General features: G+C 30.6%; 19 protein-coding genes. All 19 read right to left on the bottom strand.

Translation table 11 applies throughout. The features are described 5' to 3' along the window. Positions 1–289: 289 nt before the first annotated feature. The 19 genes from BUA48_RS10660 to BUA48_RS10570 all read right to left on the bottom strand — a co-directional run bounded on the left by BUA48_RS10660 (position 290) and on the right by BUA48_RS10570 (position 17094). Positions 290–637 (bottom strand): hypothetical protein, encoded by a 348-nt coding sequence (locus BUA48_RS10660; RefSeq protein WP_072832048.1) that lies wholly within the window; start codon positions 635–637, stop codon positions 290–292. Between the two features lies 1 nt (position 638). Then, positions 639–1517: a DNA/RNA non-specific endonuclease gene (locus BUA48_RS10655; protein WP_072832047.1), complete on the bottom strand. Its 879-nt coding sequence runs from the start codon at positions 1515–1517 to the stop codon at positions 639–641. Next, on the bottom strand, positions 1514–4789 hold the full coding sequence (locus tag BUA48_RS10650; RefSeq protein WP_072832046.1) for an ATP-binding protein: 3276 nt from the start codon (positions 4787–4789) through the stop codon (positions 1514–1516). The genes BUA48_RS10655 and BUA48_RS10650 overlap by 4 nt, the downstream gene beginning before the upstream one ends. 32 nt (positions 4790–4821) lie before the next feature. Beyond that, on the bottom strand, positions 4822–6015 hold the full coding sequence (locus tag BUA48_RS10645) for a GTPase family protein (RefSeq protein ID WP_072832045.1): 1194 nt from the start codon (positions 6013–6015) through the stop codon (positions 4822–4824). Between the two features lie 16 nt (positions 6016–6031). Continuing rightward, a complete protein-coding gene (locus BUA48_RS10640) occupies positions 6032–7087 on the bottom strand; it encodes a GTPase (RefSeq protein WP_072832044.1) in 1056 nt (351 codons plus the stop codon). A gap of 1 nt (position 7088) precedes the next feature. Continuing rightward, a complete protein-coding gene (locus tag BUA48_RS10635) occupies positions 7089–7898 on the bottom strand; it encodes a hypothetical protein (protein ID WP_072832043.1) in 810 nt (269 codons plus the stop codon). A gap of 18 nt (positions 7899–7916) precedes the next feature. Then, positions 7917–8870 carry a helix-turn-helix transcriptional regulator gene (locus BUA48_RS10630; protein WP_072832042.1) on the bottom strand — a complete coding sequence of 318 codons (954 nt, stop codon included), beginning with the start codon at positions 8868–8870 and terminating at the stop codon, positions 7917–7919. Between the two features lie 277 nt (positions 8871–9147). After that, positions 9148–9819, bottom strand: coding sequence for an SGNH/GDSL hydrolase family protein (locus tag BUA48_RS10625; RefSeq protein WP_084666257.1), 672 nt, complete (start codon positions 9817–9819; stop codon positions 9148–9150). 153 nt (positions 9820–9972) lie between these two features. Next, complete coding sequence (locus BUA48_RS10620) at positions 9973–10161, bottom strand: hypothetical protein (protein ID WP_072832040.1); 189 nt, start codon at positions 10159–10161, stop codon at positions 9973–9975. A 39-nt stretch (positions 10162–10200) separates the two neighbouring features. Beyond that, a complete protein-coding gene (locus tag BUA48_RS10615; protein WP_072832039.1) occupies positions 10201–10452 on the bottom strand; it encodes a DUF2164 domain-containing protein in 252 nt (83 codons plus the stop codon). Between the two features lie 119 nt (positions 10453–10571). Continuing rightward, positions 10572–11402 (bottom strand): GIY-YIG nuclease family protein, encoded by an 831-nt coding sequence (locus BUA48_RS15840; RefSeq protein WP_072832038.1) that lies wholly within the window; start codon positions 11400–11402, stop codon positions 10572–10574. 201 nt (positions 11403–11603) lie between these two features. Continuing rightward, positions 11604–12074 carry a DUF4231 domain-containing protein gene (locus BUA48_RS10605; RefSeq protein ID WP_072832037.1) on the bottom strand — a complete coding sequence of 157 codons (471 nt, stop codon included), beginning with the start codon at positions 12072–12074 and terminating at the stop codon, positions 11604–11606. Between the two features lie 302 nt (positions 12075–12376). After that, on the bottom strand, positions 12377–13165 hold the full coding sequence (locus BUA48_RS10600; RefSeq protein ID WP_072832036.1) for a helix-turn-helix domain-containing protein: 789 nt from the start codon (positions 13163–13165) through the stop codon (positions 12377–12379). Between the two features lie 279 nt (positions 13166–13444). Beyond that, on the bottom strand, positions 13445–13663 hold the full coding sequence (locus BUA48_RS10595) for a hypothetical protein (protein ID WP_072832035.1): 219 nt from the start codon (positions 13661–13663) through the stop codon (positions 13445–13447). Between the two features lie 11 nt (positions 13664–13674). After that, positions 13675–14175, bottom strand: coding sequence for a DUF2812 domain-containing protein (locus BUA48_RS10590; protein ID WP_072832034.1), 501 nt, complete (start codon positions 14173–14175; stop codon positions 13675–13677). Further along, positions 14162–14482: a PadR family transcriptional regulator gene (locus tag BUA48_RS10585; protein WP_072832033.1), complete on the bottom strand. Its 321-nt coding sequence runs from the start codon at positions 14480–14482 to the stop codon at positions 14162–14164. The genes BUA48_RS10590 and BUA48_RS10585 overlap by 14 nt, the downstream gene beginning before the upstream one ends. 368 nt (positions 14483–14850) lie before the next feature. After that, on the bottom strand, positions 14851–15366 hold the full coding sequence (locus BUA48_RS10580; protein WP_072832032.1) for an NUDIX hydrolase: 516 nt from the start codon (positions 15364–15366) through the stop codon (positions 14851–14853). Positions 15367–15426: 60 nt separating this feature from the next. Beyond that, positions 15427–16248, bottom strand: coding sequence for a ZIP family metal transporter (locus BUA48_RS10575; RefSeq protein ID WP_242944344.1), 822 nt, complete (start codon positions 16246–16248; stop codon positions 15427–15429). A 174-nt stretch (positions 16249–16422) separates the two neighbouring features. Further along, positions 16423–17094: a Type 1 glutamine amidotransferase-like domain-containing protein gene (locus tag BUA48_RS10570; RefSeq protein ID WP_072832031.1), complete on the bottom strand. Its 672-nt coding sequence runs from the start codon at positions 17092–17094 to the stop codon at positions 16423–16425. Positions 17095–17138: the final 44 nt, after the last annotated feature.

The following is a 17138-nucleotide window of genomic DNA, read 5'->3' as shown; positions in this document are numbered from 1 at the left end:
GCAATGACATGTAATGTTTGATTATCCTATTGGCAAGATATTAACTTTATCTTTATGATATGTTATCATTTATGGAAATATATTTCAATATTTCTTCTCATAATTTTACATATAAATAAGGTTTCAGATTTATTATTTATAAATCTGAAACCTTATTTATATAATTATATTTATATATTGTATTAAAACTATTATCTCAATAGCCTTATAATATAGTTTTAATATGAGAACCTATACACTTATATAGTATCTTCTATAACTCTATATACACTTTTATAATATTTTAAAATTACAAGCTATTTTTCCAAGCTTTTTTGATTTTATGGATTCTACAGTTTTTTTCATCCTGTGAAATTTCAATGCTTCCATCCTTTGTGTAGGTTACAATATTCATATTATCTTGTAAGTAAGCTTCTGATTCTCTTATTATCATTGCTATTTCATGATAAAAATCAGCTAAAATATTTCCATCTATAATGTCACTCTCAGCCATTTCATTGCATTGATATTTTTTCCCTTGGTAATCACCATAGAATACAATCTCGTAACTTGTATTAGTAACCAATGCAAGTAAATCTATATTGCTTATACCATAGCTTTCTAGTTTCTTAATTTGAGTTGAAATTTTTTGTTTCATTTTAGCCCTCCTGTAATGCATCAAAAGTTCTGTAAGACTTTTCACCTAAAGTCTCATCTCTAAGACCTACAGTAATGCTTTTGATATTTCCATTTTCATCGAATTCCTTAAGTACAGAGGTTACAGATACTTCACTATCATCCTCAATCATATCATTGATTTCATCCATAAGACTTTCAAAGTCCTCCTGTGATATTACCCCTTCTAGCTCCTGAAGTAAATCCAAAGAACCTTCCACATTGTCTACAATCAAGGTTTTGTTTACATCATCATAAGAATATTGCATTTCAACTTTAGTGGGTCTAGAATCGGAACCTTCTCTTATTACGGTGCCCTTTTCTGTAACTTCACTACCATTTTTCAAGGCAGTTACGATTTCATTTTCTGCTTTTTTATAATCCCCTCTATTAATTGTATCTCTCATAGGAACAAGATTTTCATTTCCTGCCGACCCTCCTGTAACTCTTGCTACAAGGTGTCCTCCATCATCTCCAGGCTTTCTATCTTCTCCCCCTGCCTCTGTTTGAGCATCTCCATCTCTTTCTCCCTCTGGATTATAAAATGGCTTTCCTTCCCAGGATATTATCTCTCCATTGGAATCTGTTTTATATTTTATACCATTGCAAACATACTCAATGTCTGGAGCCAGTTTCCCATCAACCTTAAAAACTTGTCCATTATCATCTGTTTCATACTTTATACCATCAATTTCATATGAAGAGTTAGGCTCTAGCTCCTCTCCTATTTCCTCTACTAAGGTCTCAACTTCTGATAATTCTCCAATCTCCTCTGGTAATTCCTCAATCTCTTTTTTTATTATCTCCTTTGCTACTTCAGCTATTTCCTTAATTACTGCTGAAGTTATGCCTTCCATAATCATAGTTTAAGCCTCCTAGTTTCCTCAAAAGCTTTATATCTTTGACTTAATTCTCCGTCACTTTTCACACGGAAGATAACTTGCATTATAAGAGAACGAATATTATCAATTAGCACATTATCACTAAATCCAACATAAGTTTTGATTTTCTTATTAGCTTTTTCAATTCCCCTAATTTCCTTACTTTCACTAGCAAGCAAAGCAGCTACTTTCTTCCCCTCAAATACATTGTAGGCAACTATTTCTTTTTCACTTTCCGTAAGTTTCTTACCCTCAATCACTGAATTTAACAATTTCTTAGTCTTAACTGAGTTTTTAAGACTGCGAATCCACTCTCTTAGTATATCTGCATCTTCTAAGGTAATTTCATAATCATCCTTTACTTCAAATAGCTTTAAAAAATAATTTTCAAAGAGTGTGGTATTTTCTTTTTCAGTATAATCTAAAGGTTGTATGTCTTCATATTTTTCAAACTTACATAGCACAGCCTCAACCCAATCATTTTGATATACTGCTGCAACACCCTTTGGTAATTTTGCAAGTTCTATAATCTGATTTTCAGTTAGTGCCATAGAAGTCCCAACAAGCTTTCTATCAGACTCACTTGGAAGCCTCAAAACAATCTTAGTATTTGTATTCCTTATTACAGCTTCATCTAAAAGCTCAGGTGCCTGGTCTGCTATTATGAAGCCCTCTCCATAGGTACGCATCTCAGCAATAGAATTAGTTATCATCTCTACAGATTTTCCTTGAAGATTTGCACCCTCTTGTGATTGTCCAACTGAAGTTTTTCTTAATAAATTATGTGCCTCTTCTAATACTGTAACATGCATCAACTTTTCATTCATTTTATCAAGATGTAATCTATATTCCTGAAGTTTCATAACCATAATACCCATTAATAAGGATTTAGTTTCACTTGAACCAACTCTACTTAAATCAACAATTACATTATTTTTAAATAATTCTTCGTTGCTCAATTCTTTACTTGAACAAAATATCTGTCCATTTATACCATTAGTTAAAGACTGTACTCTTGTTATAAGTGCACCAGAATAATCACTTTTAGTATCCGCTGAATATAATGAGGAATCCATTACTTCAGGTAACATCTCTATAAGATCAGCAAATGTAGGAAACTTAAGTGGTTCACATTTAGAATAACATAAATTCCACCCAACCTTCTCATAGCTCTTTTCAACTGCATCCTTCAAAATTGCAGGCATGGCAGCATACATTGGCCAACAAGCATTAAATATCTCAATCAATCTGTCAATGTGTTCTAATACATGTATTCCACTTGGAAATGAAAATGGATTAGTACTTAACAATTCTGATTTTGATAAATTAGTACCATATACTTTACATCTTCCTCCAAAAACCTTCTTATATTCTCCTTTAGCTGGCTCAACAACAAGAAAATTCACGCCCTGTTTTTCTAGTTTTCCTAATAACTCATATATGGTGTTAGACTTTCCTGTTCCAGTTGAACCCGTCACAAAGACATGAGATGCTAAACTATCAACATCTAATTTCACTCCTGACTCCTCAGCTTGCCTCATGTGATATACATTTCCTATAGCAATGTCTCTTTTACTCTCACCTTCATCCTCTAAAGTGAATTTTTGCACTTCACGTCCAAAAGCAGTACTTTCTAAAACCGGTAATCCACTAACCGACTTCCTTGGAAAGTTCAAAGACTTAGCTAATTCCTTTCCTGAAATAGTAGTAGAAGGAGTTACAAGTGTAGGATATAAAAGACACTGTTCATCAAGAGTATCCTTTAATCCAAAAACAGGATGTTGAAGTTTCTGTACTGTACTCAAAATAGCCTGTGCATCACCTTTTTCCTCTTCTCCGTCCCATAAATTAACTGCAGCCTTAGTCATATAGGACTCTTCCCCCTGTGTTAATGCTAAATACATGTGTGCTACATTATTTGCAATAACAGGACTCTTAGCAATAACGTAAGATGCAAATTCCCACATCCCTAATGCAGAACTTTCCTCAAGCCTCTTTACTTGATTTTCAATAATTTCAAGAGTATGCTGAATTCCATAATTTGAATACGTCTGTGTTATACCCTCATTTATACCTAGTTGTGCTGTAACACTTGAAGCTCTAGAAAACTGCACACCAAAATTAGCTGAAGCTTGATATCCGTTACTATTAGTAGTTGTATTGTTCTCTTGAGTAGGTGAATAGACTCCAAAACCTTGTCCGAATATACCCTTTACACCCTTTTTGAATTTTTCAAACTTTCCATCCTTTTGATTTTCCTCATATAATTTCGTTCTACTGCTTCCATTAGCAGTTGCAATAGATGCTTGCACTCCAGCACTAACTCCTAAATTAACTCCAAAGCTTCCTGATGAATTTATTGCATCTGATGTAGTATAAGTATAATTAGTTTGCCATGATGCATAAGGTGATAATGTTGAATACAGTTCAAATAATCTATTTTTCTTCTCTAATTGATTATTTATAGGTTTAGCTAATAACACCATTGTATACTCTTCTTGCTCACATTTAGGAACTATTCCATCTAGAAGCTTTTCCATACTTTGGCTAATAAAATCCTCTGACTTTTCTGATGCCAAATTTGATACAATTGCCACAGACTTAACCTCTGTATCATTGTTACCGTCCTTAATTGCAGACTTTAAATTTTCAGGAATTCCTATGCCAAACTTATGACACTTTTCTTTATTTCCCTTGATCTCAACCCCTGGAAAATTTCCTTTTATAGCGCTTGTTAAGCGGGCATTATATGTATTGACCTTAGCTGGGTCTGGTTGATCCATATCTGTATTAACAACACCTAAGGTAACTTCACACTTTTCTTTAGTTCTGTGATAAATTAATGCTATGTTACAATCCTCTTCGCTTAATACTTGATAAACATTAACTAATTTATCAAGATTCTTTTCCTCTGCATCTGTAACCCATTTTGTAATATCAAAATATCTAATTCTATTTAATTCATCAAAATTTTCTATTGCAGTGTCCACTGGTTTATAAACCTTTTTTAGCTGCTCAAGATATGCCTGATAAACTTCAATCCCTACTGAGCCTATATTCTTCTCTATGAGTTCTTGAATATCCTCACTATGCATATCAGGTTTTCCAGCTAAATATGATACTCTCTTAGCTTCTATCTCCTCTAGCTGTTTAGGACTTAATGCAGCAGTTGTAGCTATACCATCCGCTGCTTTTTTAGCAACTTCTGTTGTCTTTCTTGCCAAAAACTGTTTTGTATTTGCTAATATCCCCATGTAGAACACCTCCAATTATTTATAAATATGTATTACTTACTCTTTACCTTTTCTTTTAAAATACGATTAATAATATCAATTAAATTACGGCATACAATATCCATATCTTTTAATTGTTCCTCTGTGAACTTCTCCCATAACTCTTCTATAGCAGAAATAAAAGTGTATCCATAAAAAGCAATCATAACAGCTACACGTTGAGATTTAGATATTTCTCCAACCTTTACTTCAAATCCTTCATCTTTCTTTGCTTCTAATAAACTCATTACTTTTTTGTTATATCCCATGTCAATTGGGCTTACTAAACCAAAGAAAGCATTTGAAAAGTCTATTCCTGATTCCTTAGTGATTTTTTCAATTCCCTCTGGTGAAACCTGTGTATTATACATCTCTCCTATTTTTTTAAGCATATTTATAATTCTTTTATTTGCAGAAAAAACATTTAAGATTGGAACCTTATCCCAAAACCCTTCCTTTGCTGCTTTTATATACCCATAAATAATTTCTTCGCACTCAGCCCTCTTTTGAACCTTGCTTACCTTTTGTGCAGCAACAAATCCACCCTTAATAAAATCAGGCATTTTCTTTATTGTTGTATCAACTAAAGTATCTAATCCAAAGGATGGAATTGTAAACATTCTAGTCTTAAATTCCTTAGCACAGACTTGTACTATTTCAATATCATCCATTCCCATAGATGCATTAATCTCTTTTATTTTATTTTCAAAACTATTTACATCCTCTTCTTCACCAATGCACTGTGTCAATACTATTATAAATGGTACCCCAATTGAATGAAGATTCTTAATGAATTCAAGCTCTGCCCCTTGATACCTGCTACTTCCAGAGTTAACACAATACCAAATTGCATGAACACACCCAAATTTATCTTCTAATTGAGCCTTTGCAGCTATCGTCTCTCTTATTGCCTTAATTGATTCCTTTGTTTTCTCTGAGTCCAGTTCAAGTCCAACAGTGTCCCAAATATGAATAGGAATATTAGGGCTTTGATATTCATCAATATGTTCCGTAACCGGTCTACCCTTTCCTGTTTCAGCCATTTCATTTCCAAATACAGCATTTAAAAGCGTACTTTTCCCCGTGCCTGTTATACCCGCTACCATAATATTTGCCGTTGGGAAACTATCTCCATCAAGGTTATCCACTACCCTGTTAAATTCCTCTTCCTCTAGTTTCATCTTTTGCTCATTAGTATAATTATCCACCCTTACACCCCTCCAATTATTTTTTACGCTTTTTTAATTCTTCTCTAATACCTTTTGCCATTAAATCATTATTCTTAAGCTCTTCATCTGAGGATCTCTCAATGACACACATAAGTGTATCTAAATATGCTTTCCCTACTACCTCAACATAGGATGAAGCTATTGCTGCACTGAGCAATGGAATCCCCATTAAAGGCGTTGCTATTAATCCCACAACGGTATCACTAAAAATTTCAGTAGAAAAACCCTTTGTGGAGTTAATTCCTGCTATCTTATTTAAATCCATAAGCATTTTAATACACATTCCATGTACAATGGGAATGCATCCAATTGGAACAAAGCCTATTTTCATTGCTTTGTTTCCATATTTCTCAATACACCTATCTCCCTTATCTCTTAATTCCTGAATTTTTATTTCTCTCTCTTGACTTAACCTATCTAGTTTAGCTTCTAAAATATTAACTTTGCTTTTATCATAGTCAATTACTGATTTACATAACAAATCTTGTATACCAAAGGCAGGAACTGAACCCCCTCTTGTTTTATACTCCTTTGCCAAAACTCTAATCACAGATATTTCTGGTAGATCATTTTCTATTTGCTTCTCAAGTTCACCCTTTTCGCTCATGTAACATTGAGTTATTACAATTACAAATGGAATTTCATATTCTATTGATAACTCCTTAATAAGCTCTAATTCATAATTTTCAAATCGACTACTTCTACAATTCACACAGAACCAAACTAAAGTTATATCTTTTTCTCTCTCACACTTTTGCGCTTCTTTTATAAATTTTTGTATGTCATCTAAGGTACTTCGAGTTATTCTAGTATCAATTTCTAGCCCCACAGTATCATACAAATTTACTTTTTTCCCAACCATGCCATAAAGACCAGATTCTCTACCTTCATTACCAAGTTGTAAAAACATACTCCTTGAATAAACCTTATTTTCTCGTGTTACTGCTTGTCCACTTCCTGTAGGTGCTAAATCTTCTTCAAGAATAGCATTTATAAGAGTGCTTTTACCTGAACCGGTTTTCCCCATAATAACTAAGTTTATATTATCCAAATTATTTCCCCTCAAAAATATATTGTGCTACCTCTTCAAGCCCAAAGGACTTAATTGATCCTTGCCTTGTTTTCAATTCTCTTGCTAGAACTGGTATAACTCTTCTTTTGTTAATAGAATTACTTACTTGTTCTGCAAATAATTCACCTTCATCATAAATACAAGATGTTAATACTATTAAAATCTTCACTTGTGGGTAATTATCCTTAACATGAAAAATTACCTTCTCTTCTAATTCCTCGATTTTACTTGTACCGAAGCAATAAATAAAGGTGGTCAATCCATTATTAACCAACTTATCTAGTATAGCTTCTGTTTCTTCTACCTTTTCCTTACCTAAATCAATACCTTTTAGTTCATACCACTCAGTATTTCCACCTTCATCAATATATACATCTAAATCATTTCCTTGCATTTTTGAATTATTACCCTTAAGTAAACTTCCTAATTCCTCTATTAAGGTAGTCTTTCCAGAGCCAATTTTACCTGCAACAGCTATCTTCATTTTTTTATGATAGCAAGCAATATTTTCTCCTGAATAATTAATTTCTAAGGCTTCACAAAGAATATTAAAATCCTCATCTGAACCTTCAAAATACAAGTCAACTCCTCTATTTTGAGGATTATATATTTCGTTAATTATCTTTAAAATCTCGCATACCTTTTCCTTTATAGTAGTGCTAGTATACTCTTTTCTTGATAACTCTGAATAATTAGATACACGAACCCACTCTGAAGCTTCATTTTTAAAGTAATAAGAAATGCTATTTATATTCTTATTGCAGGTTATTTTTATCTTATTGCGATTCATGCTGTCCTATCCCCCTCATCAACATATGACTTCCACTAATGTTCCCTGACTTCTCAGCCACATATCAATTCCTTTTCCAAAGACCTCTGCACTTACTGTGTATACACCATTTTCTTCTGATAAAATTTGTGCTGTTGGTAACTTATCAAGAATTGCATCTATATCCCTTCCAAAATATTTAAACTTAACTCTTTGCAACTTTCCTCCATACATGAATTGAATCCTTTTTCGGAATTCTCCTTCCTCAAACCTACTGCTATACGGTATGTGGAACTTTTCATCTAAAGCCTTAAATTCCTTTATACGATCAATACGATATATAGTTGGGAAAGAATCATTTATTACATCAAAGCCCTTCCTTATTTCCTCATTATCAATAAAAGCAGTCAAATAAAAGTAATATTCTGAAAACATAATAGCTAAAGGTTTTACCTTTCTCTTTACAACTTTCTTATCCTTCATCCTAAGATAATGAATTTCTATGTAGTTACAATTTTTAATAGCTTGTCCAATATCCCACATTATATCAGTAAATTGTGTTCTGTGTCTTGGCTCAACATAATGAAAAGCTTCATTACTTATCAAATCTGTTATAAGTTTCTGATCTTTCTTTTGAACACAGCAATATATAATCCTATCCACTACTTCCTTCATTTCCTTTTTAGTAAAGGCTCTACTTTCTAAGAGAATCTTGCAAAGAGCTAAAACCTCACTATTACTAAGCTTCATTTTACATCTCTGCTCCATACGATATCCCTTATCAATACGGTCATAAATAACAGAATTAATAATATCACTATTTTCAGAACTTCCTTCCATAAAATCACGTATATCCTCAATATCCCTTTGGATACTGCGTTCATTAACTCCATAATTATTAGCTTCTTCTGCTTTATTTACAAGATAGCCATTCATGAGTTTAGTGTAGATTCCAAGTACTCTCTCTATCTTGTCTCCTTTATTTTCACTCATATGATTCTCCAATCTTATACTATTATTATATCCTATTAGAATGACATATTGTGTCTCTCTCATATGCTAATTACGCTAAATACTTAATTTTCTTTGCAGCTCAAGAACAATCCTTGCTTATGCTAACTAATAAATACTGCACAAATAAATTCACCTACACCTAGCAATATCAGTTCTTAAGCTACCTTTATACCTATAAATTCCTATTGATTATACTTCAGATAAACAACCTTCGTCAATTAATAGTCATAGGATTCAGACACCAGATTAGACATGATTATTGAGATAATATAAGCCTTTTTAACACCTGATCTTTTATTTGAATCATCCCATTTTTATTAGGATGTCCATTTTCTTTATCTACATCTGACAACACTAAATTTTCAATGCTATAATATTTAGATGCACTCTCCATTCCCTTTGTTATTTCATCCTTTAAATCAGTATTAACAATATTGATTACTCTTGCATTTGGATTATTTATCTTTAAATAATTAACCATATAACAAAAGGATGGTAATACTTCTTTAAAATCTTTTTCTAACCAATTTGAATATTTTAAAGTTCCTATTGGAGCATCTGCCCAACTATCATTAGTTCCTCCAAAGATAAAAATTATATCTGATTGAGTTGAACATGTTTTATTATCTCCAAAATCTTTTTTCATTCTTGTAATAAAGGATCTATCTGTATAATCAACACCCAAATAACCAGTATTACATATAGTGCTTCCACTATAGCTATTATTAATTAGAAGTGTCATTTTACTTTCTTTTGCTAATAAGGACCACCATGTATCTTCAACACTACTAACATTATTAAATTTATCATTTCCCTCATCAGAATACCAACACTCATACTCTTCAGGAATCCAGCCCTTATATGTTGAATAGCTATCTCCTAATATAGAAAATGATAAATTCTCCATTGCTTTTTTATATTTCATCATGATTTTTCTATTCCCCATTTAATTATTTTTTAATATCTTAAAGTAGCTCTTACTAAAAACATCTCAGTCTTTTATACTTCTTCTAAACTCAGTACTATTTCATTAATTATAAAACGTTGTAAAAGTCTTTAACTTTATAACATCAAGTTAAGATTATTTTCCTTTATTCTTTTTTACTAACATAAAAACTATAACTATTAGAAATAAAATAATTGAAGTTATTAAACTTATTGTTCTTAATGTTTCATTCATAGTATTGTAAAAATTAAAAGTACAGCCTCCTACAAATAAAAATGCTACAAAAAACCAAAACATAATCTTATCGGCATACTTTTTCAGCATAATCCCTCTCCTATAAAATAAATTCCTCTAACCAACACTTTATTTATAGTTTACATAGTAGTCTGATTCCACATCTTTCATCTTATTATCAAACCATATCTTTGCATCATCAAGTGCCTTATTATAAATCTGTTTTCCCATTGTATCCATAAAGAAATCTAAAAGATTTTCAGCTGCTATTACTCCTATTTCCTCATCTCTTTCCTCATAAAAAAAGCACTTTATTTCTTCTAATAATTTTTTTCTTTCTTCACTTGTTAAGTTTATATTTAAAAATGTTTTTCTTTCCATATAATCCTCCATTGAATATTAATTATTCTAATCTTAAAATTTTTATATTTAACTCATAGATATAAGGTAACAATTTATTAGAACTTACGTAGTTATAATAAATTAATTTTCCATTATACCTAATTATTATTATATCCAAATATTCTAGTCTGCAAAGTTTCCTTCCACCATGATTCTCTTTCTAAAATAACATGATCATCTACTTTTGCATTATAATTTTCAAGTATAGAATATTGAAAATTAGCTTTTACATAATCAAATCCATTTCTATTTACTAATTCTATTAACCCCTTATTTCCACCATGACCATTAGATATGTAGTTCTTCCATCTTTGAAGCAACATTCCATAATCACTTGTAGCAGAACCTACATACATTTTTCCATTACTTTTATCAGTAATCAAATATATTGCCTTTTGATTTTCTAGTGCTGCAATCCAATCTCTCTTGCCACGACTTAAAACTGATTCTAGCTGACCATAGGATAACCTTACCTTATCATACCCCGGAAAATCCTCTCCATCAAAAATAGTAGGCAATATTTGTTGAACTTCTAAATCATCACATATCTCACCGTAATAACGTCCTTGCTGTTGAAATGTCTTATGGTACTTAATAATAACTCGGCCAAAATAAGATTTATATTCCTCTAACTCTTCACCTTCATAGTTAATACCATCATAAACGCCAAGTTCTTTAGTAACCTTCTTAATTGTAGTAAATAACCATGTGTCATAGGATAACTTTAATAAGCATATAGCTATTTGCCCCACATAAAAATAACGTTGCTTACTCCTCCAAAATAACCATTGATTATTAACGATATCAGGATTATGCTGATATAATTCCATAGGTTCTTCATATCCATTGGATTGATTAAATTTTATTTTAATATTTCCGTATTCCTTTTCAGTAAAATGAAGTAAATCATTTAAATATATTTTTCTCATTTTTACTCCTTTTGTATAATCTCTTTTTCATCACAATGACTAACTTTTTAATTTTTCTTATATGAATTTTAAACACTTAATTTAAGTAACTAAAAATTCGAGTATTTTTATTATATTTTACCAACTAATATATTATTTAACAACGAATCTTTTTATATCATTACATTGAAACAAAGGAGATGCATAACATCTCCTTTTATATTAAACTGATTTATCTTCTTTATCTATCAGTGATATTTCATCTACATTATGCTTTGCAACGATATTTTCTACTGCCTCTGCTAAGGCCACTTCATTCCCATCTTTAAATTCTCCAAACTTCATATTATACTTCATAAGCAAAGCCTTAATACTTTCTACGGTTTCTCTATGATCCTTCCATTCATCCCTAAAGTGAAATAAAGCCAAAAGAGAGGAGGACATAGTTGTAATAGTAGCTAAAATAGCACTATAAGTTTGCATGTATAGCTTTATAAATGTTGAGCTATCAATACTATGAAGGATTGTTACTAAAAGCGGTGCTACTATACTTATACAAGAACATATATAATAGTATCTCTTATATAAAATAGCTTTTCTAATATTCCAACTTAGAATATTTTCAAGTCTCTGCTTCAAAACTTTACTTTTAATGCTGCTATAAAGATAAGCACTACTTTTTATTTCATCCATATTACTCACCCCCTAGCTTATATTTAAATTTTCTGTTCATATTATTATATTCATCATTAAATATATAGTTGATGTAGTGTTCTAAAATCTTTATAAGCATATTTATGTATCAATAACTAAAATGGAACTACTTAAAACAAATATTGAGTCAAAATTAAAGGCTACCCAGCAAATGCTAGATAGCCCCTTATATAATCAAAATTTTTAATTCCCTAGTATTATTTAAAACTTTTTTTTGATTTATTTATTTTTTTCACATTTTTACTTTCAATAAATGTTACAAATAATATTAACTTCACATTTTATTCAATACATTTTTCCGCTATTTTATCAGCTATATTGCTGCTAACAAAAGGAAGTACACTTATCAAATCCTTTATAGGATATTTTAACTCTATTGCTTCTTCAACAAGCTTATCTGCATATTCTTTACTTATAAAAGGTACAAGTTCCTCTAATATTATTTCCTTTAGTGTTTCCTTTTCTTCAATGCACTTTTTTGCTATTTTGTCAGCTACAGTCTTACTAATAAACGGAATTGAATTTCTCAAATTATTTATAGGATATTTTATCTCTATTGCTTCTTCAACAAGTTTATCTGCATATTCTTTACTTATAAAAGGTACAAGTTCATCCAATGGTATTTCCTTTAATATTTCCTTATTCTCAATGCACTTTTTTGCTATTTTATCAGCAAATTCTTTATTTACAAAGGGTATGTACTCTATTAAGTCACTAATATTTTCTATGTCTGAAATTTCACTGGATATTTTATTAATTTGAGTTGGTTTAAGTATTGGAGCAATATCTTTAAATTGCTCTACATCTATTATGTTATTTGTTAAATCAGAATTTATAATATTTTTTATTAATTTTGTAGTTGATTCATTACCCAATATATAATCAATTGATGTATTAAAAATTTGTGCAATTTCAGGTAACTTAGAAATATCAGGCATAGTTTCTCCACGTTCCCAATTAGACACTGCTTGATAACTTATATTAAGCATATCGGCAAGTTCCATTTGTGTTAAGTTTCTTTCTTTTCTCAATAAGGCTATTTTTATTCCTACATTTTTCATGTTAAACATTATACATATCCCCTTTACCTTAATCATTAATGATAATAATAACATAACAAGGAATATATCCCTATAAAGTCTTTCTTGAATACTATAATAATCAACTCAAGTATTACTTTATTTATCTTTATTCCCTATATATTTAAAACTAAATGACCATAAGATGTATAAAGCCATTTCAGTATAAAATGTAAATAATACACTTTAAAAGTATTAATCAGTATCTTGAAAAATTAAAAGCTACCAAGCAAATGCTAGATAGCCTCTTATATAATCAAACTTTTAATTTCATAGTACTTTACTAAAAATCTTTTTCTTCGATTTCCTTATCTTTTCTATACCTTTACTTCCAACAAAACTTCCAAATAAAATTAATCCTATGCCTAATCCTACACAGATACCCTTAATGAATTCTGATAAAAAATCAGTTCCACCAAATCTATTTAGTAAAATAAATATAAGATTAAAAATCAATCCAATATTTATAAAGCAATTCATTTTCTTCATAATAATTCCCCCTATAAATCCTCTTCTAATTGCTTAATTTTTCTTCCACACTTATAAACCTGCAATATCATAGCAAGAAAAATTACTGTTATAAGAGGTGCTGTATATTTAGCTATATCAACCCTTTCAAGCATAGAATACTGTGATGGTAAAATACAAAGTTCTCCCATTGAAAGACAGAAAAAAATCTTCTTGATTCTTTTGTAATAAGATATCTTGCTTTCATTATCACTATAAAGCTCAAAGTCTCCTTTTTTTCTAAAAATTGCCCATATACCCCATGTTTGTACAAGCTCTCCCCCTACATCCTCAATTAGACTATATAATTCTTTTTTGTTAAATGAGTCTCTATCCTGAATAAGCTCTATCCTATAGGTATATTCACCGGGCTGTGATTTTTTAAAGGTATAAAACCCTAAAAAGAATCTTTTTAAAGCATAACCCTTGGCAGACATATTATTTAAAAACCTCTCATCTGCATCCTTATCAAAATACAACCTAAACTTCATCATTTTCCCTCAACTCCATTCTTCCATTACTTATAAGCTCCTCAAGCCTTTTAATTTCACTTTTTAAAACATCCTTACCTAAAGCTGTGATAACATATTCCTTCTTTTTCCTCGAATCAAGTTCTTCACTATAAAGTTTTATCCATTTCTTTTCTTGCATGTTATTTAATGCCCCATACAGTGTCCCAGCTCCCAATGTAACTCTCTTTTCTGTCAATTCTTCAACCTTTTGTATTATTCCATAACCATGATTAGGTTTTAATAAGGAAATAAGAATGTAATAGGTTGATTCTGTAATAGGTGTGCTCATTTATATCCTCCTTCGATATATCGTGTACTGATACATTAATTATATGTCGTCACTCGATATATTGTCAATTATAATTTAACTTAATTTCAATTTTATGTATTTATTCTTCAAAATAAAAAAATCTCATAGATCATATCCTATTATAAAGATATAACTCCTTGAGATCTCTACTTTAAATAAATTTAATATTCTTATCTTCTAATTCTTTAATAAATAACTAGCAATAATTCAATTACTAAAATTCTTCCTATTTATCATATCCACAAATATTAATTTCTTTTTAATCTACTACATTTTATATTATTAATGAAAATTAAATATACTCATAAAATGCTACATATAATATGGAAAATAATTTAAAATGAAAGTTAGTAAAAGGTCTCTTTTGAATCCTTTCTAGAAAATAAGTATTCTTCATGTACTTCAATTTCATTAGATGAATTTACTTCATAACCCATACAAGTGAAAGCTTTCTCATAATTTAAAGCCTTTTGAAATCTAAGCTTTTGCTTTGAATTTATAGTTTCTAAAGCTTCTTCTTTTGAAAACCATTTTGAATCAATACTTTCATCACTGGTAGCCAATTGACCTGAAACATACTTACAAATAAAATCAATAGTCACAATCGTTGGCACCTCTTCAACACCATTGTAACCCTTTTTCTTCTTTGTATTTGAGTAAATACCTGATATATTAATTACTTCTACATCAATACCACTTTCCTCTTTAATTTCCCTAATCAGTCCTTGAGGAACTGTCTCCCCAGCCTCAACGATTCCACCTGGAAACTCCCAACCTTTTCTTGGATTGTTTACAAGTAATATTTCTTTATTATCATTTATAACTATTCCACCTGCAGCTACTATATGTGTCGGTAACTTCATATTCCCCATCCCCCTTAAAGTAAGTATATATATTTAATTTACTTCTATAAAATTAAAAACCTAACCTAGTGCAACGTCTAATATCATCATTAATGCAAATCCAAGCATGCATCCTATTGTTGCAATATCAGTTCTTGTTATTTCATCTCCCTGTTGTGCTTCTGGAATCAATTCTTCTACAACTACATAAATCATTGCTCCAGCAGCAAAGGCTAGTGCATATGGTAGTAATGGACGTATAGACATAACAGCAAAGGCTCCAATGACACCTGCAATAGGCTCAACTATACCTGATGCCTGACCATATAAAAATGCTTTTCTTCTTGAAAAACCTTCTCTTCTAAGTGGTATTGATACCGCAGCACCCTCTGGAAAGTTTTGCAACCCAATACCTAATGCTAAGGCAATAGCTCCACCTAAAGATGCTGATGGTATACCATAGGCAACTGCACCAAAAGCAATACCTACTGCAAGTCCTTCTGGTATATTATGAATAGTAATTGCCAAAACCAAAAGTATACTTCTTTGCCAACTTGTTTTTACCCCTTCAGCCTGTGAAGTATCAAGTCCCATATGTAAATGAGGTAATACTTTATCCACAATAAATAAAAATAATCCACCACCTAAAAAACCAATAGTAGCTGTTAGCCATGCTGTCTGTCCTAAATCTTCCGCCATTTCAATACTTGGTGCTAATAAGGACCAAAAGCTAGCTGCAATCATAACTCCTGCTGCAAAACCTAGCATACCATTAAGCACTTTTTTATTTATCTTTTTAAAGAAAAATACTAATCCTGCTCCAAGTGCTGTTACCCCCCAAGTAAATAATGTTCCTATAAGTGCCTGTTGTACTGGACTAAACTGTGACATCCAATTAATCATATACAGCTCTCCTCCCCTTGTATTTATTTAAAATTATTATAACTTAATCAAAGATACTACAGTTATAAAAAACTTTATATTCCTTTGTTACTATTTTGAACATCTTGAAAATCAACATATGAATAGCCTCATTAAATATGTTTATCAAAATGGATAGATCAGTCATCTATATACTTAATTTTTTTCCCTTAAGAATGTTTCAATATCACCTAATAAAGTAACTTTTTTATTATCAAAAATTACTCCACCACTATTTGTAATTGCATATATTTTATCCTTTTTATCCTCAAGTACCTTATTTATAGATTCCTTTTGTACTTCAGTTCCTTCATAATGAACTTCAATATCAAAGTCTTTAATCATGTTTAAACCTGCATTGTATGAAAATTCATTGTAATCAGCATCTTGAGTAATATGATATTCTGCTATTTGAATCATAGCTCCTGCACTACTGCCAATAATAACACCTGTAAATCCTTCAATGTCATCAATTAAATCAAACTGGCTTAAACGTGTCACCATTTTATCCGGTAAACCTCCAGTGAAAAATATAATATCACTATTTCTTACCTTATCTTTAGCATTCTCCTTTGTATCTTTAAAATAATTTATCCACTCTATATCTTCCTCTTTAATTCCATAACTTATAAAAGGTGTAACGATCTCCTCGTAATATTTCCCCTTATTTTTGCTATATGAATTATGCCACTCTTTATCATTACTTATTTTATCGCCAAATGAAAAAGGAATTATTAACACCTTCGCAGTAGCATTTATATATTTTTTTACTATATTCTTTGCCCAATCTTCATGAAAATTATACAAACTAAATAACATATTTACCATATATATCTCCCCTTATTAAGACTTAATATAATTTCTATTCTACA

The sequence above is a fragment of the Clostridium collagenovorans DSM 3089 genome, assembly GCF_900130005.1.
GTDB classification, from domain to species: domain Bacteria; phylum Bacillota; class Clostridia; order Clostridiales; family Clostridiaceae; genus Clostridium_D; species Clostridium_D collagenovorans.
Note: the sequence above shows the minus strand (reverse complement) of the source record. Positions and strands in the feature narration are given on the sequence as shown.